Raw genomic sequence first — 21,500 nt, 5'->3', positions numbered from 1 at the left:
GTGGTACAGCGAATGAGTGGGTTGGCCCAAGCCATGGCGGCACGCATCCGGTTTCACCCGGCGCACGGGACATGCCGATGAGCGTGCCCGTTGCGGCGGCGGTGACGCCGCGTTTCGCCGTGATCGGCCTGGGTTACGTCGGCCTGCCATTGGCGGTGGCGTTTGGCCGGCACTGGCCGACACTGGGCTTTGACATCGATGCCGGCCGCATCGCGGAGCTGCGCGGTGGCCGCGATCACACGCTGGAGATGGAGGCCGACGAGCTGGCCGAAGCCACGCATCTGCAGTACGGCAGCGATCCTTCGCTGCTCGATGCCTGCAACGTCTATATCGTCACCGTGCCGACCCCGATCGATGCATACGAGCAGCCCGACCTGGAGCCCCTGCGTTCGGCGACACGGCTGATTGCCAGTCATCTTCGCGCCGGCGATCTGGTGATCTACGAGTCTACGGTGTACCCCGGCACCACCGAGGAAGTGTGCGTGCCGCTGCTGGAACAGGGTTCGGGCCTGGGCTTCAACGAAGAATTCTATTGCGGCTACAGCCCGGAGCGGGTCAGTCCCGGTGACCGCCAGCGGCGCCTGGCCGACATCCGCAAGATCACGTCTGGTTCGACCCCGGAAGTCGCTGCGGTGATCGATGGTCTCTACCAGCGCATCATCGACGCCGGTACGTTCCGGGCGCCGTCGATGCGCGTGGCCGAAGCAGCCAAGGTGGTCGAGAACATCCAGCGCGACGTCAACATCGCGCTGGTCAACGAGCTGGCGCTGATCTTCGACCGGCTCGGCATTGATACCCAGGACGTACTGGACGCCGCTGGCAGCAAGTGGAATTTCCTGCCGTTCCGACCAGGCCTGGTTGGCGGTCACTGCATCGGCGTCGATCCGTACTATCTGCTGCACAAGTCCGAAAGCGTGGGCTACCACCCGGACCTGATCCACACCGCGCGGCAGGTCAACAACCGCGTCGGCGAGCACGTGGCGGCGCGCGTGCTGGCGATGCTGGCCGAGCGTGGCCGTGCACCGGCGGAGGCACGCATCCTGGTGCTGGGCGTGACCTTCAAGGAGGATTGCCCGGATCTGCGCAACAGCCGCGCGCTGGAACTGGCCCAGCGCCTGCGCGATGCGGGGGCGCAGGTGGAGGTGAGCGACCCGTGGGTCGGCCCGGCGGCATTGACCGGCGAGGGCCTGGATTGGCTGGCCGAACCCGGGGCGGGGCGCTATGACGCGGTGGTACTGGCGGTGGCCCACGCCCGTTTCAAGGCAATGGATGAAGACGCAATCCGGGCGCTGCTGGCGCCAGGCGGCCTGGTCTACGACGTCAAATCGGCCTGGCCGCGCAACGTGGTTGACGATCGTTTGTAAGCCTTGGCAGCGAGCGGCGCGGTAGACTCGGGAACAGTTGCAACCGAGGAAAGCCATGCACCGGTACATCGTCTACCTGCTCGCCATCCTGATGTTCCCGATATGCCTGTGGCTGGCCACGATCTGGCCGGCCTGGTACTGGGGCGTCGGCCTGACTGCCGCGATGGTGGCATTGGGGACCTGGGACCTGCTGCAGAAGCGCAGCACGCTGCGCCGCAACTATCCGGTGATGGCGCACTTCCGCTACGGGCTGGAATCGATCGGCCCGGAGATCCGCCAGTACTTCGTGCAGAGTGACCTGGAGGACGTGCCGTTCTCGCGCCAGCAACGTGCACTGATCTACCAGCGCGCCAAGAACGAGATGGACACGGTACCGTTCGGCACCCTGCGCAGCACCTATGCGGTGGACTACGAATGGATCAACCATTCACTGGCGCCGACTGCCATCGCCAAGCATGACTTCCGCGTGCTGATCGGTCCGAACTGTGCCAAGCCCTATTCGGCCAGCGTGTTCAACATCTCGGCGATGAGCTTCGGTTCACTGTCGGCCAATGCCATCCGCGCACTGAACGAAGGCGCACGGCGTGGTGGTTTCTACCACGACACCGGCGAAGGTTCGATCTCGCCCTATCACCGTGAGATGGGCGGCGATCTGGTCTGGGAAATCGGCTCGGGCTACTTCGGTTGCCGCGACGAGAAGGGTGGTTTCAGCGAGGAACGCTTCGTTGCCAATGCCACCCATGACCAGGTCAGGATGATCGAGATCAAGCTGTCGCAGGGTGCCAAGCCGGGTCATGGCGGCGTGCTGCCAGCGCCGAAGGTGACTGCCGAGATCTCGGTGACCCGTGGCGTGCCGATGGGCGTGGACTGCGTGTCGCCGTCGCGTCACTCGGCGTTCTCGACACCGGTCGAGCTGCTGCAGTTCGTCGCCCGCCTGCGCGAGCTGTCCGGGGGCAAGCCGGTCGGTTTCAAGCTGGCGATCGGTCACCCGTGGGAGTGGTTCGGCATTGCCAAGGCGATGCAGGAAACCGGGTTGCTGCCGGATTTCATCGTGGTGGACGGTGCCGAAGGGGGCACCGGCGCGGCGCCGGCCGAGTTCGTCGACCATGTCGGCGTGCCGATGCACGAAGCGCTGCTGCTGGTGCACAACACCCTGGTCGGCCTCGATCTGCGCGAGCGCATCCGCATCGGTGCAGCCGGCAAGATCACCAGTGCGTTCGACATCGCGCGCACCATCGCGCTGGGTGCCGACTGGTGCAATGCCGGCCGCGGCTTCATGTTCGCGCTGGGCTGCATCCAGTCGTTGAGTTGCCATACCGACAAGTGCCCGACCGGCATCGCGACCCAGGACCCGGCGCGCTGGAAGCATCTGGATGCACCGGACAAGGCCACCCGTGTGTACAGCTACCACGAGCACACGCTGCATGCCTTGAAGGAACTGCTGTGTGCCGCGGGCCTGAACGACCCGGCGGAACTGGGCCCGGAGCATATCCTGCGTCGGGTTTCGCCTGTTGAGATCCGTTCGCTGGCCTCGCTGTACCGCTACCTTGAACCGGGCGAGCTGCTGCACAAGGTGCCGGACCACGCCGTGTTCCATGCGTTCTGGGCCGATGCGCGCAGCGATTCCTTCCAGCCGCCGCCGAAGATCCAGGCGCTGCGGGCCAGCAAGTCGCGATAACGTGTTGCTGTAGAACCGAGCCCATGCTCGGCTGCTTCTCTCATCGCGATGTTGGAACGAAGAACAGTCGAGCATGGCTCGACGCTGCAAGGAGATGCCATGCGGTTCCGGACCGGCACCACGGATGATGTCGCCACGCTGTGGGCGTTGCGCACGCGTTGCGTGCGCGAGACCTGCAGCAGCCATTATCCGCCCGAAGTGATTGCGCCCTGGTCGGCCTCGCCGCCGCCGTCGCAGTACGCGCGGTTGCTGGGGCAGGGCGGCTGCGTGGTGGCCGAGGATGGGCAGGGCGGCCTTCTTGGCTTCGGTGTGTTCGATGCCGATGCCAATGAAGTCGACGCGTTGTTCGTTGATCCTGATCGTGGCGGCCAGGGAATTGGCCAGGCGCTGATGCAGCGCCTGCTGGCAATGGCCGATCGTGAGCGTGAGGTGGTGCTGTCGGCCTCGCTCAACGCGGTGCCGTTCTACCAACGGCAGGGATTCATCAGCGTGCGCGAAGAGGTCTATCCGCATCCCAGCGGCGTGGCGCTGGCTTCGGTGAGCATGCGCAGGCCATGGTGAGCGCCCGGGGACTGTAAGGCAGTCGAGGATGGCTCGACTCTACAATGCAGGCGTCACCGCCCGGCCAGCCACCTGATCACGCCCTCGGCGGCGCGCAGGCCACTGGCGTAGCACGCGGTCAACAGGTAGCCACCTGTTGGCGCCTCCCAGTCCAGCATCTCGCCGGCGCAGAACACGCCGGGCACGGCCCGCAGCATCAGGCCATCATCCAGCGCATCCAGGCGCACGCCACCGGCGGTGCTGATCACCTCGGCCATCGGCCGGGGACGCAGCAGGCGCAGCGGCAGGCGCTTGAGCGTAGCCGCCACGGCAGGCAGGTCGTTGCCGGCTTCCTTACCCAGAATCTCGAACACCAGTGCGGCCTTCACCGCATCAAGGCCCGCCTGGCGACGCAGGTGCTCGCCGAAGCTGCGGCCCTTGCGCGGGCGTGACAGATCGGCCAGCAGGCGCGCTTCGTCGCGGCCCGGCACCAGATCCAGCCACAGCATCGCGTGGCCATCGCGGTTGATGGTCTCGCGGAGGTCCGCCGCCAACGCATAGATCAGGCTGCCTTCGATGCCGTACTCGCTGGCCACGCATTCGCCCTGCAGCGACTGTGGCTGTCCGGCCAGGTCGATCCAGTGCGCGACCACCGGCTTCAACGGTGCACCGGCATTGCGCTGGGCGAAGAACGGGGTCCAGTCCACGTCGAAGCCGCAGTTGGCTGACTGCAGTGGCGCGATGTCCACGCCACGGGCCTGCAGTGGTGCAACCCAGGCGCCGTCGCTGCCCAGCTGCGGCCAGCTGCCGCCGCCCATCGCCAACACGGTGGCATCGGCGTGGACATCGATCTCGCCGGCTTCGGTGGCGAAGCGCAGCGCGCCGTCGTTGCCCCAGCCGATCCAACGGTGGTTGGCATGCAGGCGCACGCCCTGTTCCTTCAGCCGGCGCACCCAGCCACGCAGCAGTGGCGCGGCCTTGCGGTCGACCGGGAACACGCGGCCGGAGCTGCCCACATAGGTCTCCACGCCAAAGCCGCCGGCCCAGTCGCGCAATGCCTGCGCATCGAAGCCATCCAGCCAGCGGCCCACGGTCGTGGACTGCTCGCGGTAGCGGCTGTCGAACAGCGGACGCGGATCGGAATGGGTGAGGTTGAGCCCGCCCTTGCCGGCGATCAGGAACTTGCGGCCGGGCGAACCCTTGGCCTCGTACAGGTCCACGTCCAGACCGGCGGCGCGCAGGCGCTCGGCGGCGAACAGGCCGGTCGGGCCGCCGCCGATGACGGCGACCCGCGGAAGCGGTGCGGCATTACGGTTTGACATCGAGCAGCTCGACATCGAACACCAGCGACGAACCGGCCGGAATCGGGCCAACCCGGCGGTCGCCATAGCCGTAATCCGGCGGGATCATCAGGGTGCGCTTGCCACCGACCTTCATGCCGGCCACGCCCTCATCCCAGCCGCGGATGACCTGGCCGGCGCCGAGCGCGAAGGTGAACGGTTCGCCGTGCTTGAAGGAGCTGTCGAAGGTCTTGCCGTGCTTGGTTTCGGTGCGGTTGTCGTAGATCCAGCCGGTGTAGTGCACGGTGACCTTGCTGCCGGCAACGGCTTCGGTGCCGGTGCCGGGCACGGTATCGATGCGCTCGAAGGTGGTCAGGGTGCCGCCGGGCGGTGGGCCGGACGGTTCGGTTGTGCAGCCAGCGGCGGCGAGGGACAGCAGCAGGGGAAGCAGCAGGCGGCGCATCGGGCGTCTCCGGAAGGGCGCAGGGCGAGGGCGGCAAGGGTAGCGCATCGGCGCCGGGTATCATGGGGGCATGGCAAAACTCCTGCTCAATCTGCGCAATGTCGGCGACGACGAATATGCCGATGTCTGCACGCTGCTCGACCAGCACGGCATCGCCTGGTATCGCACCGAACCCAGCCCTTGGGGCATCTCCAATGGTGGCCTGTGGCTGCGCGAGGACGCCGATCATCCACGTGCGAAGGCGCTGATGGCGGAATACCAGGCCGAACGCGGGCCGCGCATCCGTGCCGAGCGTGAGCAGGCATTGCGTGATGGCACGGCGGAGACCTTCGGCAGCCTGTTCCGGCGGCGGCCGGTCTACGTGGTGCTGGTGCTGCTGGCGATGGCCGGTGCGGCGGCGCTGGTGCTGCTGCCGTTCGTGCTGTTGCGGGGGTAATGGGGCTTCTGGCCGGGTTGCACCCGGCACCCGCAGACACAACGGCAACGGCAACGTCAAAAGCCGGGCTTCAGTGGGAGGGCGGGGCGGTGTGGACAGGCGGGGGACGGCAAAAGCTGCTGCTGCGTGCCTCGTAGAGCGCCATCCATGGCGCTCTGCGCCCCCGCCTGCCCACACCGCCCCACCCATGACTGATTCCGGTTGTTTGCCGGGCTTGGGGTCGGGCCCCTCCTGCGCAGAGGGCTCTGACCCCTGAATCTGCCCGGAGGGGCGGGAGGCGCTAAAATGCCAGGATGATCGCCAATACCGCCGCTTACCATTTCGCCGTCATCGACGCTCCCCAGGCCCTGTGCGACCAGATGCTGGCGCGTGCCGAGGCGGCGCAGTTGCGGGGCACGATCCTGGTGGCGGGCGAGGGGCTGAACCTGTTCCTGGCGGGTGCGCCGGAGGCGGTCGAGGGTTTCTACGCGGCGCTGCGTTCTGACGCGCGGTTTGCCGATATGCGGGTCAAGACCAGCTTCAGTGAACATCAGCCGTTCGCGCGGCTGAAGGCCAAGGTGAAGGACGAGATCATCAGCTTCCGCCGTGACGACGGTCAGCCGCTGGACTATCCGCGCGCGCCGGCGGTCGATCCGGCCACGCTGCAGCGCTGGTTGCGGCAGGGGCATGACGACGCCGGCAAGCCGGTGGTGATGCTCGATACCCGCAACCTGCAGGAAGTGGAGTACGGCACCTTCAGGGATGCGCTGGTGCTGCCGATTCACAAGTTCACCGACCTGCCCGAGGCGCTGACGCCGCACCGCGAGGCGCTGAAAGACAGCACCGTGGTCAGTTTCTGCACAGGCGGCATCCGCTGCGAGAAGGCGGCGCTGTGGATGGTCAACGACGGCATGGACAACGTGCTGCAGCTGGACGGTGGCATCCTCGGCTACTTCGAGGAGGTGGGTGGCGAAGGCTACGAAGGCCGCTGCTTCGTGTTCGATGAGCGCGTGGCGCTGGATGCCGAGCTGAAGCCGATGGTCGACCAGCCGCTGCCGGAGCCGCGCCCCAGCGCGTTCTGACGCTTCCGCGGTAGAGCCGGCCGCTGGCCGGCTGCGAAGCCATCTACCTGTATGCCGGCCAGCGGCCGGCACTACCAATCGCGCTTGGCGCGGATCAGGGCACCCCGGATCGGCCCGGTCAGCCCTGAACCCGCCACACGGGAATCAGCATCCCGCCACCGTCACTGGCCGCGGCGCCTGGCCGACCCCATGCATGGGGGATCCTGTGACGGAAAAACGCCTGATGATCCCGTTGTCGATCCTTGACCTGGCCCCGGTCTGCGAGGGCAGTGACACCACCGCCGCTTTCGCCAACATGCTGGAACTGGCCCAGCACGCCGATGCGCTGGGCTACCGCCGCTACTGGCTGGCCGAACATCACAACATGCCGGGCATCGCCAGCGCGGCCACCGCCGTGCTGATCGGCCACGTGGCGGGTGGCACAAAGCGCATCCGCGTCGGTGCCGGCGGCATCATGCTGCCCAACCATGCCCCGCTGCAGGTGGCCGAGCAGTTCGGCACGCTGGCTTCGCTGTATCCGGACCGCATCGACCTCGGCCTGGGCCGTGCACCCGGTACCGACCAGCCGACCGCGCGCGCGCTGCGCCGCTACTTCGACAGCGCCGACCAGTTCCCGCAGGACGTGCGCGAGCTGCTGCATTACTTCGAGCCGGTACAACCCGGGCAGGCGGTGCAGGCGGTTCCGGGTGGCGGCCTGCGGGTGCCGACCTGGATCCTCGGTTCGAGCCTGTTCGGTGCGCGCATGGCCGCCTCGATGGGCCTGCCGTATGCGTTCGCCTCGCACTTCGCACCCGACGCGATGGATGAAGCCGTTGCTGTATACCGGCGCGAGTTCCGCCCCTCGGCCACGCTGAAGCAGCCGCACGCGATGCTGGCCCTGAACGTCGTTGCCAGCGACAGCGAAACCGAATCGCGGCGCCTGTTCACCAGCCAGCAGCAGAGTTTCGTGAACCTGCGTCGCGGCCGACCGGGCAAGATTCCGGCACCGATCGACGACATCGAGTCCTTCTGGGAGCCGCACGAAAAACTGGGCGTGGAGCGGGCGCTGGCCTGCACCGTGCTGGGCGATCCGCAGCAGGTGGCGGAGGGCATCGCCGCGTTCGTCGAACGGCACAAGCCCGACGAGCTGATGCTCACCGCCAACCTGTACGACCACCGCGCGCGCCTGCGCTCGTTCGAACTGACCATGCAGGCCTGGCACGCCCGCCACGCGGGCTGAACAATTGCGTCACGGCCCATTGCGGCCGAACCGCGTCTGATGGGGGCTCATATCGAAGGAGCCCCCACATGGCCGACACCCGTGCCGAACACATCGCCCAGCTGGCCGAACTGATCAAGGACGTGGAGGTGGCGATGTTCACCACCACCGGCGTCGATGGCCGCCTCTACAGCCGGCCGTTGGCCACCCAGCAGGTCGCCTTCGACGGTGACCTGTGGTTCGTGATCACCGGCGACAGCCCCAAGGTGGCCGAGATCGCGCTCGACCCGCGGGTCAACGTGGCGTATGCCTCGCCCTCGAAGAACACCTATGTGTCGGTGGCGGGGCGGGCACGCGTGGTCGACGATCGCGCGAAGATCGAGGAGCTGTGGTCACCGGCGATGAAGCTGTTCTTCCCCGGTGGCAAGGATGACCCCAACCTTCGCCTGATCCATGTGCGCGCCGACAGTGCCGAGTACTGGGACGGTCCGGGCACGCTGCTGGGCAAGGCGTTGACGTTCGTGCTGTCGGCGGTGCAGGACGAACCGGCGGCGCTGGCCGACAACGGTTTCATCGATCTTCGGTGATGAGCGATGTCCGGTATTGGTAGTGCCGGCCGCCGGCCGACAGCCCTGGAAACATGGCAGCCGGCCAGCGGCCGGCTCTACCGGATTCCGGATCAGAACCAGCGCTGGAACAGCTCCACCGTATAACCCACCAGCTGCCCCGAACTGAAACCGAAGAACGCGATCGCTGCCACGGCGGCGATCCAGTTGAACAGCATCAGCGCGCCATCGCGTTCCAGCAGCGCCAGCGAGAACAGCAGCAGCTGGAAGCCGAACAGGAAATTGGTGAAGGGAATCGGCAACGACAGCAGCAGGCCCAGCAGCACCAGCAGCAGGCCGGTGAAGGCGTGCGCCATCAGCGGTGTCAGCAGTTGCGGCAGGCGGGGTTTCAGCATCTTGTCCAGGCGCCGCAGCGGGCGGTCGATGCGGTCCAGGAAACGATGCATGGTGCCGCGCTTCGGCCCGCGGCGGGCAATGAAGCCGGGCAGCCAGGGCCGGCGCAGGCAGAACAGCATCTGCAGGCCGATCAGGACCACCAGTGGGCCGCTGACCGCGCCGCCCATGCCCGGGATCGGGATGAACGACGGCAGGATCGCCACGAACAGGAACACGCCGAACGCGCTCTGCTGCAGGTTGCCGAGGATCTGGCCCAGCGGCATGTGCTCGGCGGGATCGCCAGAGGCGAACATCTCCAGCAGGGTACGGATGCCCTCGTTGCGGTAGGCCGGGCGCTCGTCGCCCGGACCCTTGCCGGCCTCAGGCGGTGAGCTCATCGGCCTGCTCGTCGGACAACGTGCGCAGCAGCAGCTTGTCCACGCGCGCACCATCCAGGTCAACCACTTCGAAGCGCCAGCCCGCCCAGTCGAAGTACTCGCCTGCGTGCGGAATGCGGCCGAAGTAATGGATGCACATGCCGGCCAGCGTGTAGTAGTCGCCGTCCTCGGCGTCGGGCAGGTCGTTGCTGCCGATCAGTTCGCGCACGTCTTCGATCGGCAGCGAGCCGTCCACCAGCAGCGAGCCGTCTTCGCGGGTCACCACCAGCGCGTCCTCGTCGGCGTTCTCCACCGCCTGCAGGCGGCCGACCACCGCGCCCATCAGGTCGCTGATGGTCACCAGGCCCTGGATCTCGCCGTACTCGTCCACCACCAGTGCCATCGACTGCTGTTCCTCGCGGAAGATTTCCAGCAGCTTCATCGCGTGGGTCGATTCGGAGACGTACAGGGGTTCGCGCAGGGTCTGGAACAGCGCGTTGTCACCGCGCGCCATGCGCGTGGCCAGCGATTTCAGTTCGAGCACGCCGACCACGTCCATGTCGTTGTCGCGGTACACCGGGTACCGGGAGAACTCGTGTTCGGCCATGATTTCCAGGTTGCGCTCCAGCCCGGCCTGGGTATCCAGCCACGCGATGCGGTTGCGCGGGGTCATCAGGCTGTCGGCGGTGCGGTCGCCCAGGCGCATGACGCGGTTCATCATGTCGCGCTCGTGGGCATCGATCACGCCGGCCTCGTGGCTTTCGGCGACCAGCATGCGGATCTCTTCTTCGGTCACCGAGGCGACTTCATCCTTGCCCAGGCCGAACAGGCGCAGCACCAGCTGGGTGGTTTTGGACAGCAGCCAGACGAAGGGCAGGGCGAGCTTGGCCAGCCAGCTCATCGGCATCGCGACCAGGCCGGCAATGGCCTCCGAACGGGTCAGCGCCAGGCGCTTGGGCACCAGTTCGCCGAAGATCAGCGTGATGAAGGTGATCAGGCTGACCGCCAGCGCGGTACCGATGTTGCCGGCATAGGCGAAGCCCGGCATCAGGCCCTGGATCCAGCCGGCGAAGGCTTCGCCCAGCGCTTCACCGCCGAGGTAGCCGGTCAGCACGCCGATCACGGTGATGCCGATCTGCACGGTGGACAGGAAGCTCTCCGGCTTCTCGGACAGCTCCAGCGCCTTGGCCGCGCGCTTGGAGGTGGCGGCCATCTGCTTCAGGCGGCTCTTGCGCGAGGTCATGACCGACATCTCGGACATGGCGAAGAAGCCGTTCAGCAGAACAAGCGCAAAGACAATCAGGATCATTTCAAACACGGGCGTCGTCCCCGGTTGGTGGCAGGGAGGGCGGGTGCTTGCGATGGCGGCAGGCGCTCAGGAACGGGGTCCGGCGCGGCGCTGGGGGATAAGGGTCGTCGTCCATAGGATGCGCCCGAAGGCGCGCTGGCATCTTAGCAAAGGGGCATGGCAGGGTGGCAACCGCCTGTTCAGGTTCAGGGTTCCGAGCCCCGGAAAGGGGGCGGGGATACCCGTGATGGTCATCTAGCCGTCATAATTCCGTCTGGTGCCGTCCTTCCCGCGACGGCTGACAGGTTTCTCAATGTTCTCTCTGCAGACCATTTTCGGTTCCGGCAAACAGTTCTACACCCTGCTCGATGAGGCCGCCGTCGCGGCCTCCGACGCCGCCAAGGCGCTGCATTCCATGCTGCGCGAGGCCGACCGCCAGCCCGCGCTGGACGCCTTCAAGCTGGCCCGCCTGCGCGAGCGCGCGGCCTCGGACAAGATCAGCCAGGCGCTGGTGGACAGCTTCATGACCCCGATCGAGCGCGAAGACATCGAAGCGCTGGGCTCGGCCCTGTACAAGATTCCCAAGCAGATCGAGAAGTTCGCCGATCGCTATTCGCTGGCCACGACCCACCTGGAGCACATCGACTTCGCGCCGCGCGCGGCGATGCTGGAACAGGCCGCCGGCGTGGTGGTGGAGATGGTGGCCGACCTGCGCCACATGAACCTGGACCGGATGACCGCGCTGAACGAGAAGCTGCGCTCGCTGGAAAACGAGGCCGACCGCCTGATGCTCGAGCTGTACCGCGACATCTATTCCGGCCGCCTGGACAACCTGCAGATGTTCCTGCTGAAGGAATTCTTCGAGATCCTGGAAAAGGCCATCGACCGTTGCCGCGAGGCCGGCGTGGTTGCGTACCAGATCGTGTTGAAGAACAGCTGACGGACGCCGCCGCATGTTGACCCTTGTCCTGGTGGTGATCCTGGCCGCACTCGTCTTCGAGTTCATCAACGGCTTCCACGACACCGCCAATTCCATTGCCACCGTGGTCGCGACCAAGGTGCTCTCGCCCGGCTGGGCGGTGATGCTGGCCGCCTTCATGAACCTCATCGGTGCGCTGACCGGCACCGCGGTGGCGCTGACCATCGCTTCGGGCCTGCTCAACACCAACGTGGTCGAGGTCACCCCGCAGGTGATCCTGTGCGCGCTGCTGGGCGGCATCATCTGGAACCTGATCACCTGGTGGAAGGGCCTGCCGTCCTCGTCCTCGCATGCGCTGATCGGTGGCCTCTGCGGCGCCGGCCTGGCGGCGGCCCACAACAACTGGGACGCCCTGATCTGGTCCGAGCGCCTGGGCAGCTGGGCGCAGAACAAGGGCCTGCTGTGGAAGGTGTTCGTGCCGATGATCACCTCGCCGATCGCCGGTTTCCTGCTCGGCATCGTGGTGATGGTGCTGCTGTGGGGCCTGATCGCCGGCCTGGCCAGGATCGGTGGCGCCATCGGTCGCCTGGCCCGCCCGCGCATCGTCAATGTCTTCTTCGGCAAGGCCCAGATCGCCTCGGCGGCCTACATGGGCTTCGCCCACGGCCACAACGATGCGCAGAAGACCATGGGCATCATCGCCATGACCCTGATCGGTGCCGAGGCCACCGGCGCACTGGATGACCTGCCGTCCTGGCTGGCCTTCATGCACCCGGACGCCCACGCCGGTGACGGCATCGCGATGTGGATCGTGCTGACCTGTGCGGTTGTGATGGCCGCCGGTACCGCTTCGGGCGGCTGGAAGATCATCAAGACCCTGGGCCACAAGATGGTCAAGCTGCACCCGATCCACGGCTTCGCCGCGGAGACCAGCTCGGCCACCATCCTGACCCTGGCCGCCCACTTCGGCATGCCGGTCTCGACCACGCACAGCATCTCCACCGCGATCATGGGCGTCGGCTTCGCCAAGAACCCGCGCTCGCTGAAGTTCGGCGTGATCGAACGCATCGTCTGGGCCTGGATCCTGACCATCCCGGCAGCCGGCGGCTGTGCGTACCTGATCCTGAAGCTGTTCGAGCTGTTCGGCTGGACCTGATCGCCACGCCAGGGTTGCAAACGAAAAAGCCCGCCGATATCCGGCGGGCTTTTTTCATGGGCAGAGAATTCTTCCGGACACATCGGGTCGACCAAGGTCGACACCTACCAGAGCAGAAACAGGGATCCGATCCCGTGCCGACCAACGGTCGGCACCCACCAACAGCAGCAGGAACCTGTCAGCGGCGGGGTGGGGTGGGGTTGCAGGACCGTTGGCGCCATGGATGGCGCCATCGAGCCCCCAGGGACGGGTTTACGGCGTGTCCAGCAACCCCACCCCACCTCGCCAGCCCACGGAAACCCTGCTTTTGCCGTTGCCGTTGCCGTTGCCGTTGATCCGGCGGGTGCCGGGCCGCAGGCCCGGCCGAACCCCTCAATTGCGCTGGAACAGCGCCTGCACATCCTTCCGGAACGCCGCCTGGCTGTCCGCCCGGCTGTAGAACATGTGCCCGCCCGGATAGCTCCGCACCTGCACCCGGTCCGGGTTGCTGCCCATCGCCGGCATCTGGTCCACCGTCAGGATCGAGCCCATGAACGGGCACGACAGGTCGTTCCAGCCATGCACGATCAGCACCTGCAGATGCGGATCGATCGCCACCGCCTGGCGCAGCTGGGTCACCGCACCCTGGCGCAGCTCGCCGTTGCGGTCCCACAGACGATTCACGTCGTAGTTCAGCGCCTGGTAGCGCGCATCCACCTTCCAGCCGACCACGCGCGTCACGAAGTCGACCATCGCCGTGGTGGTCGGCGCAATGATGCTGTCCAGCAGCGGATCATTGGCGCGCTGCTCCGGGTCATTCGGGAATGGATCGAACGCGGTCACATTGGAGTCGTAGCGGCTGCCCAGCGTGCCCTTGTCGCGGAATACTTCGCGCAGGTAGGCCTGGGTTTCAAGACGGCCACCGGCACGGCGCACGAACTGCGGGTCAAGCCCGGTCAGCTCGGTCACCCGGCGCAGCATCGCCTCGGTCGCCTGCGGATCGCTGCGGCCCTTCATCAACGCGGTGGCGTAATCGCCACGGGTGTACTCCACCACCTCGCGCATTGCCGCGTCGGTGAGCCTGCCCTGGCGCTCCAGGTGCGCCGCGGCGATCGACGGCAGCGTCTGCATCCATGCCATCGGCGAGACGTCGGCGTTGTCTTCCAGCGTCGGGCTCAGGTACGGCGAGACCAGTACCAGGCCGTTCATCGCCACGCCCAGCCGGGTCTGCAGGAAATGGGTGATGCGCGGGCCGCGATAGCCGCCGTAGCTTTCGCCGGTCAGGTACTTGCGTGACGCCATGCGCTGGTTGCGCAGCAGCCAGTCGTAGATCGAGCGCGACAGGTACTCGATGTCGGCGCCGGGGTTGTACAGCTGCTTCTTCGCCTCGTCATCGCCGATGCGCGCGCGGCTGAAACCGGTGCCGACCGGATCGATGAATACCAGGTCGGTGAAATCCAGCCAGGTGCCCGGGTTGTCATGCAGGGTCGCGGGCGCCGAGGCGCTGTCGCCTTCCGAACCGAAGGTGACCACCTTGGGCCCGATCGCGCCCATGTTGAGGTACACCGACGAGGCACCGGGGCCGCCATTGAGCGCGAACGTCACCGGCCGGTCCTTGCCCGGCATCGTGTACGCAGTGAACACCACATCGGCGATGACCTTGCCCTTCTCATCGCGCACCGGCAGGGTGCCGACGGTGGCGGTGTAGTCCAGGGTGCGGCCGGCCAGGCGCATGCTCTGGCGCGCCGACGCATCGGCAGGCAGCGCAGGCGCGTCGGTCCTGTCGTCTTTCGAATCGGGCTTGGTGTCAGCGGCGGGCGCGGCCAGCACGCTGGTGGGGGCGATGAGCAGGCCGACGCAGAGCGCGGCAGTGTGCAGCAGGGACTTCATGGCACCGGATCGGCAGCGGAAGGGGGGTCCGATGCTAGGCCGGTGGAGTGCCATGCCGTATGTGTCCAAAGGCATGGCCACGTTCTGCAGCGGCTTGCGGCCAGATTGGATCAAACGGGCAGGGTGGCTGCCGCTTCGTCGTTGGCCAGCAGGCCATAGACGGCCGAGTCCGAAAGCTCGCCCTGGATGCGCCAGCGCTGGCGCAGCACCCCCTCGCGGTGGAAGCCGAGGCGGTCAAGCACATGTGCCGAGGGTACGTTGCGTGGATCGATCTCGGCTTCGATGCGGTGCAGGTGCAGGGTGTGGAACAGATAGCCCAGCATCTGCTGCAGGGCCTCATGCATGTAGCCCTGGCCCTGGCGGTCGGGCGCCAGCAGATAGCCGATCTCGGCCCGCATGGCCTCACGATCAATGGCGAATGCGACGCAGACGCCCAGCAGTGGGCCGTTGGGTGATTCGCGCAAGGCCAGCTTCAACTGGGTGCCGATCGCGTGCGCGGCAAGGTCGTCGTCGATCTGTTCGCGGGCTTCGGCCGGTCGTGTCCAGGCCGGATGGTTCCACCAGCGCATCACGTCCGGATTGGATTGCAGCGCGAACAGCGCGGCCGCGTCGTCACGGCGGATCGGGCTCAGCACCAACCGCGCGCTGTGCAGCGGCAGGGCGGGAAACAGCAGCGAGTGGCTGGCCAATACGATGGTCCACACGGGTGGACGCGCATTATGCCGCCGCCGGGTTTGCCGATGGCGGCGTAATGCCAAGGGCGCATGAGCCGGTAATGGCGGCCGCTGGCCGGCAGTCGAGGTTGCCGGCCAGCGGCCGGCACTACCGGGCAACCGGGTCAGAGCCCTTTGCCACAAAGGGATCCGACCCCGTGCCGGGATCAGACTTCCAGCGAGGCCAGGTCGCCCTTGCTCTCCAGCCAGCCCTTGCGGTCGGAGGCGCGCTTCTTGGCCAGCAGCATGTCCATCAGCGAGCTCGTCTGTTCGCGATCGTCCACGGTCAGCTGCACCAGGCGGCGCGTATCCGGGTGGATGGTCGATTCGCGCAGCTGCGGCGGATTCATCTCGCCCAGGCCCTTGAAGCGGGTGACGTTGATCGCGCCCTTGATCTTCTCGCGTTCGATCTTGTCCAGCATCGAGCGCTTTTCTTCCTCGTCCAGGGCGTAGAACACCTGCTTGCCCACGTCGATGCGGAACAGCGGCGGCATCGCCACGAACACGTGGCCGGCATCGACCAGCGCCGGGAAGTGCTTCAGGAACAGTGCGGTCAGCAGGGTTGCGATGTGCAGGCCGTCGGAGTCCGCGTCGGCCAGGATGATGACCTTGCCGTAACGCAGGCCGCTGATGTCGTCCTTGCCGGGGTCGCAGCCGATGGCGATGGCCAGGTTGTGTACTTCCTCCGAGGCCAGCACGCTGTTGGACGAGACTTCCCAGGTGTTCAGGATCTTGCCGCGCAACGGCATGATGGCCTGGAAGTCCTTGTCGCGGGCCTGCTTGGCGCTGCCCCCTGCCGAGTCGCCTTCCACCAGGAACAGCTCGGTACGCGACAGGTCCTGGCTGATGCAGTCGGCCAGCTTGCCGGGCAGGGCCGGGCCCTGGGTGACCTTCTTGCGGACGACCAGCTTCTCGGTCTTCAGGCGTGCGCTGGCGCGCTCGATGGCGATCTGCGCGATTTTCTCGCCCAGCTCGACGTTCTGGTTCAACAGCAGGCTGAAGGCATCGTGGGCGGCGCCTTCAACGAAGCCGGCGGCTTGGCGCGAGGACAGGCGTTCCTTGGTCTGGCCGCTGAACTGCGGGTCGGTCATCTTCAGCGACAGCACGAACGACACGCGGTCCCATACGTCTTCCGGGGCCAGCTTGACGCCGCGCGGCAGCAGGTTGCGGAAGTCGCAGAACTCGCGCAGCGCCTCGGTCAGGCCGGTACGCAGGCCGTTGACGTGGGTGCCGTGCTGGGCGGTGGGAATCAGGTTGACGTAGCTTTCCTGCACCAGCTCGCCTTCCGGCAGCCAGGCCACGGCCCAGTCCACCACCTCGGTGTCCTTCTTCAGGTTGCCGACGAACAGGTCGGCCGGCAGCGATTCGCGTTCGCCCAGTTCCAGCTTCAGGTAATCGCGCAGGCCGTCCTCGTAGTACCAGGTGTCGACTTCACCGGTGGCCTCATCGGTCAGCTTGACCGTCAGCCCCGGGCACAGCACGGCCTTGGCACGCAGCAGGTGCTTCAGCGCGCGCACCGCGAACTTGGGCGTGTCGAAGTACTTCGGGTCAGGCCAGAAGCGCACACGGGTGCCGGTGTTCTTCTTGCCGACGCTGCCGACCACTTCCAGCGGCGTGGCGCGGTCGCCGTTGCGGAAGGTGATGCGGTGCTCGGCACCTTCGCGCTTGATGTGCACTTCCACCAGGGTCGACAGCGCATTGACCACGCTGACGCCGACGCCATGCAGACCGCCGGAGAAGGTGTAGTTGTTGTTGCTGAACTTGCCGCCCGCATGCAGGCGGGTGAGGATCAGCTCGACACCCGGGATCTTCTCTTCCGGGTGGATGTCCACCGGCATGCCGCGGCCGTCATCGCTGACCTCCACGCTGCCGTCCTTGTACAGGGTGATCTCGATCGAGCGGGCGTGGCCGGCGAGGGCCTCGTCCACCGAGTTGTCGATCACTTCCTGCGCCAGGTGGTTCGGGCGCGCGGTGTCGGTATACATGCCGGGACGGCGCTTGACCGGGTCAAGGCCGGACAGGACTTCAATATCGGCGGCGTTATAGCGGGCGTTCATCTGTCTTCGAAAGCTTGGAGCGACGGGCAAGTGTGGGGTCTGGCACGGGATTTTGCACGCCTGCGGTTCAGTCTCGGCGACGCAGAGGGGGTAAAATGGCAGCCGCTGGAATCTGAATGCCGGCGACCCCCGTTGGGTCGAAACATCCAAGCCATACCGCGAGGAGGACCTCATGAAGAAGTTGCTGACCATTGCGATCCTGGCCGCTGCCGCCGTTGCAGTGCCGCTGGTGGTGGCGCAGAACGCCGGCCAGCCGGCCCCGCAGCAGGGTGGCCAGGCCGACAAGGCGCAGGCCGAAGCCGATGCCAAGGCCAAGCGCCGCGCCCAGGCCAATGCCGAAATGAAGGCGCAGGGCCAGCCGGCCCCGCAGCAGGAAGAGGAAGAAGAGGCGCGGAAGAAGAAGTAATTCTTCCGCCCTCCGAAGCCCTTGCCGCAAGGGATTCGCCCCCCGACGCCCCGCCCAGCGGGGCGTTTCTTTTGGGTGATGGCCGCAACTGCCCCTTGGGTTGGCGGCCATCAATCTGTAAACTATGGCTTTCCGGGAGTAAGTGCGTGTCCACCCTTTGCGAATGGGCTGGCACGGCCATGCGTGGTCGCCAGCAATGCGGGTCGCAGGTGACGGTCGATTTGACCGGCACGGCCGCCCCGACCTCGCAGGGTGGTCCCCGTCCGGCGCCTGCCGCCGCACGGCCCAGCACCTCCCTCGCTGCCCCAGCGAACCGGAAAACCCCCTTCAAGCTCCATGCCTGCCCTCCGGGTGCGCGTGGTGCTGCCGTTTTCCATTTCCAGACAGGATGCTTGCAGCCATGACTCCCTTGATTTTCGTAACCGGCGGCGTGGTGTCCTCGCTCGGCAAAGGCATTGCCGCTGCGTCACTGGCCGCCATTCTCGAAGCCCGTGGCCTGAAGGTCACGATGATGAAGCTCGACCCGTACATCAACGTCGACCCGGGCACCATGAGCCCGTTCCAGCACGGTGAGGTCTACGTCACCGACGACGGCGCCGAGACCGACCTCGACCTGGGCCACTACGAGCGCTTCGTGCGCACCCGCCTGAGCCGCAAGAACTCGGTCACCACCGGCCGCATCTACGAGAACGTGATCCGCAAGGAGCGCCGTGGCGACTATCTGGGCGCGACCGTGCAGGTCATCCCGCACATCACCGACGAGATCCGCCGCTGCATCGATGAAGCCACCGAAGGCTACGACGTGGCGCTGGTCGAGATCGGCGGTACTGTCGGCGACATCGAGTCGCTGCCGTTCCTGGAAGCGATCCGCCAGGTGCGCACCGAGCGTGGCCCGGAGAAGGCACTGTTCATGCACCTTACCCTGGTGCCGTACATCGGCGCCGCCGGCGAGCTGAAGACCAAGCCGACCCAGCATTCGGTGAAGGAGCTGCGCTCGATCGGCATCCAGCCGGACGTGCTGCTGTGCCGCTCCGAGCAGGCGGTGCCGGATTCGGAGCGCCGCAAGATCGCCCAGTTCACCAACGTCTCCGAGCGCGCGGTGATCAGCGTGCCGGACGTGGACGTGCTGTACCGCATTCCGTCGGGCCTGCACGCGCAGGGCCTGGACGAGATCGTGGTCAACCAGCTGAAGCTGGCCGACAAGGCCGGCCCGGTCGACCTGTCGATGTGGGAAGACGCGGTCGACGCGACCCTGCATCCGCTGGACGAAGTGACCATCGCCGTGGTTGGCAAGTACGTCGATCACCAGGATGCCTACAAGTCGGTCGGCGAAGCCCTCAAGCACGGTGGCCTGCGCCAGCGCACCAAGGTCAACCTGAAGTGGCTGGAAGCACAGGACCTGGAAGGCACCGACATGGCCGCACTGGCCGATGTCGACGGCATCCTGGTGCCGGGTGGTTTCGGTGACCGTGGTTTCGAAGGCAAGGTGCTGACCTCGAAGTTCGCCCGCGAGCAGCAGGTGCCGTACTTCGGCATCTGCTACGGCATGCAGGCGGCCGTGGTCGACTACGCGCGCAACGTGGTCGGCCTGGAAGGTGCCAACAGCACCGAGAACGACCGCCAGTCGCCGAACCCGGTGATCGGCCTGATCACCGAATGGCGCACCGCGACCGGTGACGTGGAAAAGCGCGACGACAAGAGCGACCTCGGCGGCACCATGCGCCTGGGCCTGCAGGAACAGCGCCTGAAGCCGGGCACGCTGGCCCGCGAGCTGTATGGCAAGGACGTCGTCGCCGAGCGTCACCGCCACCGTTACGAGTTCAACAACCGTTACCGCACCCAGCTGGAAGATGCCGGCCTGGTGATCGCCGGCAAGTCGATGGACGACACCCTGGTGGAAGTGGTCGAACTGCCGCGCGACGCGCACCCGTGGTTCCTGGCCTGCCAGGCGCACCCGGAATTCCTGTCCACGCCGCGTGACGGCCATCCGCTGTTCATCGGTTTCATCCGCGCCGCACGCGAGCGCAAGGCCGGCGGCAAGCTGCTTTCCGAAGCGCGCGCCTGACTTGTGAATGGGGGCTTCGGCCCCCATCCTGCATGCTTCAACCCCCAGCGCACCGGCCCGGCCGGTGCTGCGGACAACAAGGAAACGCCATGAAACTGTGTGGATTCGAGGTCGGGCTGGACCAGCCCCTGTTCCTGATCGCCGGCCCCTGCGTGATCGAGTCGATGCAGCTGCAGCTCGATACCGCCGGCAAGTTGAAGGAAGTCACCGACAAGCTCGGCGTCAACTTCATCTTCAAGTCCAGCTTCGACAAGGCCAACCGTACTTCGGGCACCGCGTTCCGTGGCCCGGGCATGGAAGAGGGCCTGAAGGTCCTGGCCGAGGTCAGGAAGCAGATCGGCGTGCCGGTGCTTACCGACGTCCACGAATACACCCCGATGGACGAAGTGGCCTCGGTGGTGGACGTGCTGCAGACCCCGGCGTTCCTGGTCCGCCAGACCGACTTCATCCGCAAGGTGTGCTCGGCCGGCAAGCCGGTCAACATCAAGAAGGGCCAGTTCCTGGCGCCGTGGGACATGAAGCCGGTCGTGGAGAAGGCCAAGGCCACCGGCAACGAGCAGATCATGGTCTGCGAACGTGGTGCCAGCTTCGGCTACAACAACCTGGTCAGCGACATGCGCTCGCTGGCGGTGATGCGCGACACCGGTTGCCCGGTGGTGTTCGACGCCACCCATTCGGTGCAGCTGCCGGGCGGGCAGGGCACCAGTTCCGGTGGCCAGCGCGAGCACGTGCCGGTGCTGGCGCGTGCCGCCGTGGCGGTGGGCATCTCCGGCCTGTTCGCCGAGACCCATCCGGATCCGTCCAAGGCGCTGTCCGATGGCCCCAATGCGTGGCCGCTGGACCAGATGGAAGCACTGCTTGAGACCTTGATGGAACTCGACGCAGTGACCAAGAAGCACGGCTTCTCGCGCTTCGCGTGAGTCGTGACCCGTGGCTGGCGCTGGAAACCCAGCGCCGCCGCCGGCACTGGAAACAGTGGCCATGGGGCCTGATTGCACTGGGCCTGGCCGTGCTGTTCACTGTAGGCATGTTCGGGCTGGTGCTGATCGGTGCCGCGTCCGTGCGGCCGCCGGGTGATGGCAGCAGCGCACTCGATCTGCGGGCGTACTTCATTGCGCTGCTGGTGGCAGAGCTGCTCGGTGCAGTGGCATGCGTCGCTGCTGCTGTGCAGGCCTGGAGGCTGAATCGCGGCAAGGTGGCCGCCGGCCTGGCGATCATCCTGCTCTCGCTGTGGCTCGGCGCCCTGTTCTACGGAGCACTTTGATGAATACGACCACATCGGCGCGAGGCTGGCCCTGGGGCCTGATCGCCCTGGGGCTGTCCGTGTTGACCTGGATCGCCCTGGTGGTGGGCGTACTGGCCTTCACCGCCGGTTTCCGGCCGCCGGGGGACGGGAACAACGGCGTGCAGGCCACGCAGTGGTGGTTGCTGGGCGCACTGGTCACGATGGTGCTGTCCTTCCTGGGCAGCCCGGTGGCGATGGTGCTGGCCTGGCGACGGCGGCGTGGCCCCATCCTGGCGGCGCTTGCTGGTGCATTGCTGGTGATGCTGGTGTCGATGGTCCTGATCGTGATCGGGTCCAGCTGGGGCTGAAGCCGCCCACGCCATTTGGCAAGTGGCGGGCAGCCGGGGATAATCACGCGGCATTCGTTTTGTCGCCCCCTCTCCAGACAGGTAACCGGTCCGACC

The 21,500-nt window shown here is 66.6% G+C and carries 21 protein-coding genes; 14 read left to right on the top strand and 7 right to left on the bottom strand.

What is annotated here, in order from left to right; all coding sequences use genetic code 11:
* Positions 1-77: 77 nt before the first annotated feature.
* From H4O10_RS02050 to H4O10_RS02040, 3 genes are all read left to right on the top strand, one after another.
* Positions 78-1,364, top strand: coding sequence for a nucleotide sugar dehydrogenase (locus tag H4O10_RS02050; protein WP_049417573.1), 1,287 nt, complete (start codon positions 78-80; stop codon positions 1,362-1,364).
* Between the two features lie 55 nt (positions 1,365-1,419).
* A complete protein-coding gene (locus H4O10_RS02045) occupies positions 1,420-3,042 on the top strand; it encodes an FMN-binding glutamate synthase family protein (protein ID WP_005412910.1) in 1,623 nt (540 codons plus the stop codon).
* A 99-nt stretch (positions 3,043-3,141) separates the two neighbouring features.
* Positions 3,142-3,603, top strand: coding sequence for a GNAT family N-acetyltransferase (locus tag H4O10_RS02040; protein ID WP_044569785.1), 462 nt, complete (start codon positions 3,142-3,144; stop codon positions 3,601-3,603).
* Between the two features lie 53 nt (positions 3,604-3,656).
* Here H4O10_RS02040 and H4O10_RS02035 read toward each other — a convergent pair whose 3' ends face one another.
* Both H4O10_RS02035 and H4O10_RS02030 read right to left on the bottom strand, forming a co-directional pair.
* Positions 3,657-4,904 (bottom strand): TIGR03862 family flavoprotein, encoded by a 1,248-nt coding sequence (locus H4O10_RS02035; protein WP_049417571.1) that lies wholly within the window; start codon positions 4,902-4,904, stop codon positions 3,657-3,659.
* Positions 4,891-5,325 carry an FKBP-type peptidyl-prolyl cis-trans isomerase gene (locus H4O10_RS02030; RefSeq protein ID WP_005408986.1) on the bottom strand — a complete coding sequence of 145 codons (435 nt, stop codon included), beginning with the start codon at positions 5,323-5,325 and terminating at the stop codon, positions 4,891-4,893. Before H4O10_RS02030 ends, H4O10_RS02035 begins: the two co-directional genes overlap by 14 nt.
* 70 nt (positions 5,326-5,395) lie before the next feature.
* Between H4O10_RS02030 and H4O10_RS02025 the strand changes: the two genes are divergently transcribed.
* The 4 genes from H4O10_RS02025 to H4O10_RS02010 all read left to right on the top strand — a co-directional run bounded on the left by H4O10_RS02025 (position 5,396) and on the right by H4O10_RS02010 (position 8,607).
* Positions 5,396-5,761: a DUF6164 family protein gene (locus H4O10_RS02025; RefSeq protein WP_049396360.1), complete on the top strand. Its 366-nt coding sequence runs from the start codon at positions 5,396-5,398 to the stop codon at positions 5,759-5,761.
* A 293-nt stretch (positions 5,762-6,054) separates the two neighbouring features.
* Positions 6,055-6,822, top strand: coding sequence for a sulfurtransferase (locus H4O10_RS02020; RefSeq protein WP_180845734.1), 768 nt, complete (start codon positions 6,055-6,057; stop codon positions 6,820-6,822).
* Positions 6,823-7,045: 223 nt separating this feature from the next.
* Positions 7,046-8,041, top strand: a complete 996-nt coding sequence (locus H4O10_RS02015) for an LLM class flavin-dependent oxidoreductase (protein WP_005408989.1) — start codon at positions 7,046-7,048, stop codon at positions 8,039-8,041.
* Positions 8,042-8,109: 68 nt separating this feature from the next.
* Positions 8,110-8,607: a pyridoxamine 5'-phosphate oxidase family protein gene (locus H4O10_RS02010; RefSeq protein WP_005412916.1), complete on the top strand. Its 498-nt coding sequence runs from the start codon at positions 8,110-8,112 to the stop codon at positions 8,605-8,607.
* A gap of 92 nt (positions 8,608-8,699) precedes the next feature.
* On the opposite strand, the gene H4O10_RS02005 is transcribed toward H4O10_RS02010, so the two are convergent.
* Positions 8,700-9,359, bottom strand: coding sequence for an exopolysaccharide biosynthesis protein (locus H4O10_RS02005; RefSeq protein ID WP_043034336.1), 660 nt, complete (start codon positions 9,357-9,359; stop codon positions 8,700-8,702).
* A complete protein-coding gene (locus H4O10_RS02000; RefSeq protein WP_005408992.1) occupies positions 9,343-10,647 on the bottom strand; it encodes a hemolysin family protein in 1,305 nt (434 codons plus the stop codon). The genes H4O10_RS02005 and H4O10_RS02000 overlap by 17 nt, the downstream gene beginning before the upstream one ends.
* 292 nt (positions 10,648-10,939) lie before the next feature.
* Between H4O10_RS02000 and H4O10_RS01995 the strand changes: the two genes are divergently transcribed.
* Positions 10,940-11,566 carry a DUF47 family protein gene (locus tag H4O10_RS01995; RefSeq protein ID WP_004152833.1) on the top strand — a complete coding sequence of 209 codons (627 nt, stop codon included), beginning with the start codon at positions 10,940-10,942 and terminating at the stop codon, positions 11,564-11,566.
* Positions 11,567-11,579: 13 nt separating this feature from the next.
* The gene (locus H4O10_RS01990) at positions 11,580-12,701 is read left to right on the top strand and encodes an inorganic phosphate transporter (protein WP_049396354.1); all 1,122 of its coding nucleotides are present in this window, start codon (positions 11,580-11,582) and stop codon (positions 12,699-12,701) included.
* A gap of 372 nt (positions 12,702-13,073) precedes the next feature.
* Here H4O10_RS01990 and H4O10_RS01985 read toward each other — a convergent pair whose 3' ends face one another.
* The 3 genes from H4O10_RS01985 to parE form a co-directional block, all read right to left on the bottom strand.
* The gene (locus tag H4O10_RS01985) at positions 13,074-14,570 is read right to left on the bottom strand and encodes a S10 family peptidase (RefSeq protein WP_005408994.1); all 1,497 of its coding nucleotides are present in this window, start codon (positions 14,568-14,570) and stop codon (positions 13,074-13,076) included.
* 110 nt (positions 14,571-14,680) lie between these two features.
* Positions 14,681-15,259: a GNAT family protein gene (locus tag H4O10_RS01980; protein WP_012479721.1), complete on the bottom strand. Its 579-nt coding sequence runs from the start codon at positions 15,257-15,259 to the stop codon at positions 14,681-14,683.
* 191 nt (positions 15,260-15,450) lie between these two features.
* A complete protein-coding gene (parE, locus tag H4O10_RS01975; protein ID WP_005408996.1) occupies positions 15,451-17,340 on the bottom strand; it encodes a DNA topoisomerase IV subunit B in 1,890 nt (629 codons plus the stop codon).
* A 172-nt stretch (positions 17,341-17,512) separates the two neighbouring features.
* Here parE and H4O10_RS01970 point away from each other — a divergent pair, with 172 nt between their 5' ends.
* From H4O10_RS01970 to H4O10_RS01950, 5 genes are all read left to right on the top strand, one after another.
* On the top strand, positions 17,513-17,746 hold the full coding sequence (locus tag H4O10_RS01970; protein ID WP_005408997.1) for a hypothetical protein: 234 nt from the start codon (positions 17,513-17,515) through the stop codon (positions 17,744-17,746).
* A gap of 400 nt (positions 17,747-18,146) precedes the next feature.
* A complete protein-coding gene (locus H4O10_RS01965) occupies positions 18,147-19,811 on the top strand; it encodes a CTP synthase (RefSeq protein ID WP_005408998.1) in 1,665 nt (554 codons plus the stop codon).
* An 89-nt stretch (positions 19,812-19,900) separates the two neighbouring features.
* Entirely contained in the window at positions 19,901-20,731 is an 831-nt protein-coding gene (kdsA, locus tag H4O10_RS01960) for a 3-deoxy-8-phosphooctulonate synthase (RefSeq protein ID WP_005408999.1), read from the top strand.
* Positions 20,728-21,075: a hypothetical protein gene (locus tag H4O10_RS01955; protein WP_049396350.1), complete on the top strand. Its 348-nt coding sequence runs from the start codon at positions 20,728-20,730 to the stop codon at positions 21,073-21,075. The genes kdsA and H4O10_RS01955 overlap by 4 nt, the downstream gene beginning before the upstream one ends.
* Complete coding sequence (locus H4O10_RS01950) at positions 21,075-21,404, top strand: hypothetical protein (protein ID WP_049396348.1); 330 nt, start codon at positions 21,075-21,077, stop codon at positions 21,402-21,404. The genes H4O10_RS01955 and H4O10_RS01950 overlap by 1 nt, the downstream gene beginning before the upstream one ends.
* Positions 21,405-21,500 lie beyond the last annotated feature (96 nt).

Source organism: Stenotrophomonas sp. I18B00994 (assembly GCF_014145825.1).
In the GTDB taxonomy this organism is placed as follows: Bacteria; Pseudomonadota; Gammaproteobacteria; order Xanthomonadales; family Xanthomonadaceae; genus Stenotrophomonas; species Stenotrophomonas maltophilia.
The sequence above is the reverse complement of the archived record's forward strand: the minus strand, read 5'-3'. Positions and strand labels throughout refer to the sequence as shown.

What these genes read in the sequence shown, in the direction of transcription:
- H4O10_RS02050 (WP_049417573.1), top strand. Translation starts at nt 78, where the DNA reads ATGAGCGTGCCCGTTGCGGCGGCGGTGACGCCGCGTTTCGCCGTGATC.
- H4O10_RS02045 (WP_005412910.1), top strand. Translation starts at nt 1,420, where the DNA reads ATGCACCGGTACATCGTCTACCTGCTCGCCATCCTGATGTTCCCGATA.
- H4O10_RS02040 (WP_044569785.1), top strand. Translation starts at nt 3,142, where the DNA reads ATGCGGTTCCGGACCGGCACCACGGATGATGTCGCCACGCTGTGGGCG.
- H4O10_RS02035 (WP_049417571.1), bottom strand. Translation starts at nt 4,904, where the DNA reads ATGTCAAACCGTAATGCCGCACCGCTTCCGCGGGTCGCCGTCATCGGC.
- H4O10_RS02030 (WP_005408986.1), bottom strand. Translation starts at nt 5,325, where the DNA reads ATGCGCCGCCTGCTGCTTCCCCTGCTGCTGTCCCTCGCCGCCGCTGGC.
- H4O10_RS02025 (WP_049396360.1), top strand. Translation starts at nt 5,396, where the DNA reads ATGGCAAAACTCCTGCTCAATCTGCGCAATGTCGGCGACGACGAATAT.
- H4O10_RS02020 (WP_180845734.1), top strand. Translation starts at nt 6,055, where the DNA reads ATGATCGCCAATACCGCCGCTTACCATTTCGCCGTCATCGACGCTCCC.
- H4O10_RS02015 (WP_005408989.1), top strand. Translation starts at nt 7,046, where the DNA reads ATGATCCCGTTGTCGATCCTTGACCTGGCCCCGGTCTGCGAGGGCAGT.
- H4O10_RS02010 (WP_005412916.1), top strand. Translation starts at nt 8,110, where the DNA reads ATGGCCGACACCCGTGCCGAACACATCGCCCAGCTGGCCGAACTGATC.
- H4O10_RS02005 (WP_043034336.1), bottom strand. Translation starts at nt 9,359, where the DNA reads ATGAGCTCACCGCCTGAGGCCGGCAAGGGTCCGGGCGACGAGCGCCCG.
- H4O10_RS02000 (WP_005408992.1), bottom strand. Translation starts at nt 10,647, where the DNA reads ATGATCCTGATTGTCTTTGCGCTTGTTCTGCTGAACGGCTTCTTCGCC.
- H4O10_RS01995 (WP_004152833.1), top strand. Translation starts at nt 10,940, where the DNA reads ATGTTCTCTCTGCAGACCATTTTCGGTTCCGGCAAACAGTTCTACACC.
- H4O10_RS01990 (WP_049396354.1), top strand. Translation starts at nt 11,580, where the DNA reads ATGTTGACCCTTGTCCTGGTGGTGATCCTGGCCGCACTCGTCTTCGAG.
- H4O10_RS01985 (WP_005408994.1), bottom strand. Translation starts at nt 14,570, where the DNA reads ATGAAGTCCCTGCTGCACACTGCCGCGCTCTGCGTCGGCCTGCTCATC.
- parE (WP_005408996.1), bottom strand. Translation starts at nt 17,340, where the DNA reads ATGAACGCCCGCTATAACGCCGCCGATATTGAAGTCCTGTCCGGCCTT.
- H4O10_RS01970 (WP_005408997.1), top strand. Translation starts at nt 17,513, where the DNA reads ATGAAGAAGTTGCTGACCATTGCGATCCTGGCCGCTGCCGCCGTTGCA.
- H4O10_RS01965 (WP_005408998.1), top strand. Translation starts at nt 18,147, where the DNA reads ATGACTCCCTTGATTTTCGTAACCGGCGGCGTGGTGTCCTCGCTCGGC.
- kdsA (WP_005408999.1), top strand. Translation starts at nt 19,901, where the DNA reads ATGAAACTGTGTGGATTCGAGGTCGGGCTGGACCAGCCCCTGTTCCTG.
- H4O10_RS01950 (WP_049396348.1), top strand. Translation starts at nt 21,075, where the DNA reads ATGAATACGACCACATCGGCGCGAGGCTGGCCCTGGGGCCTGATCGCC.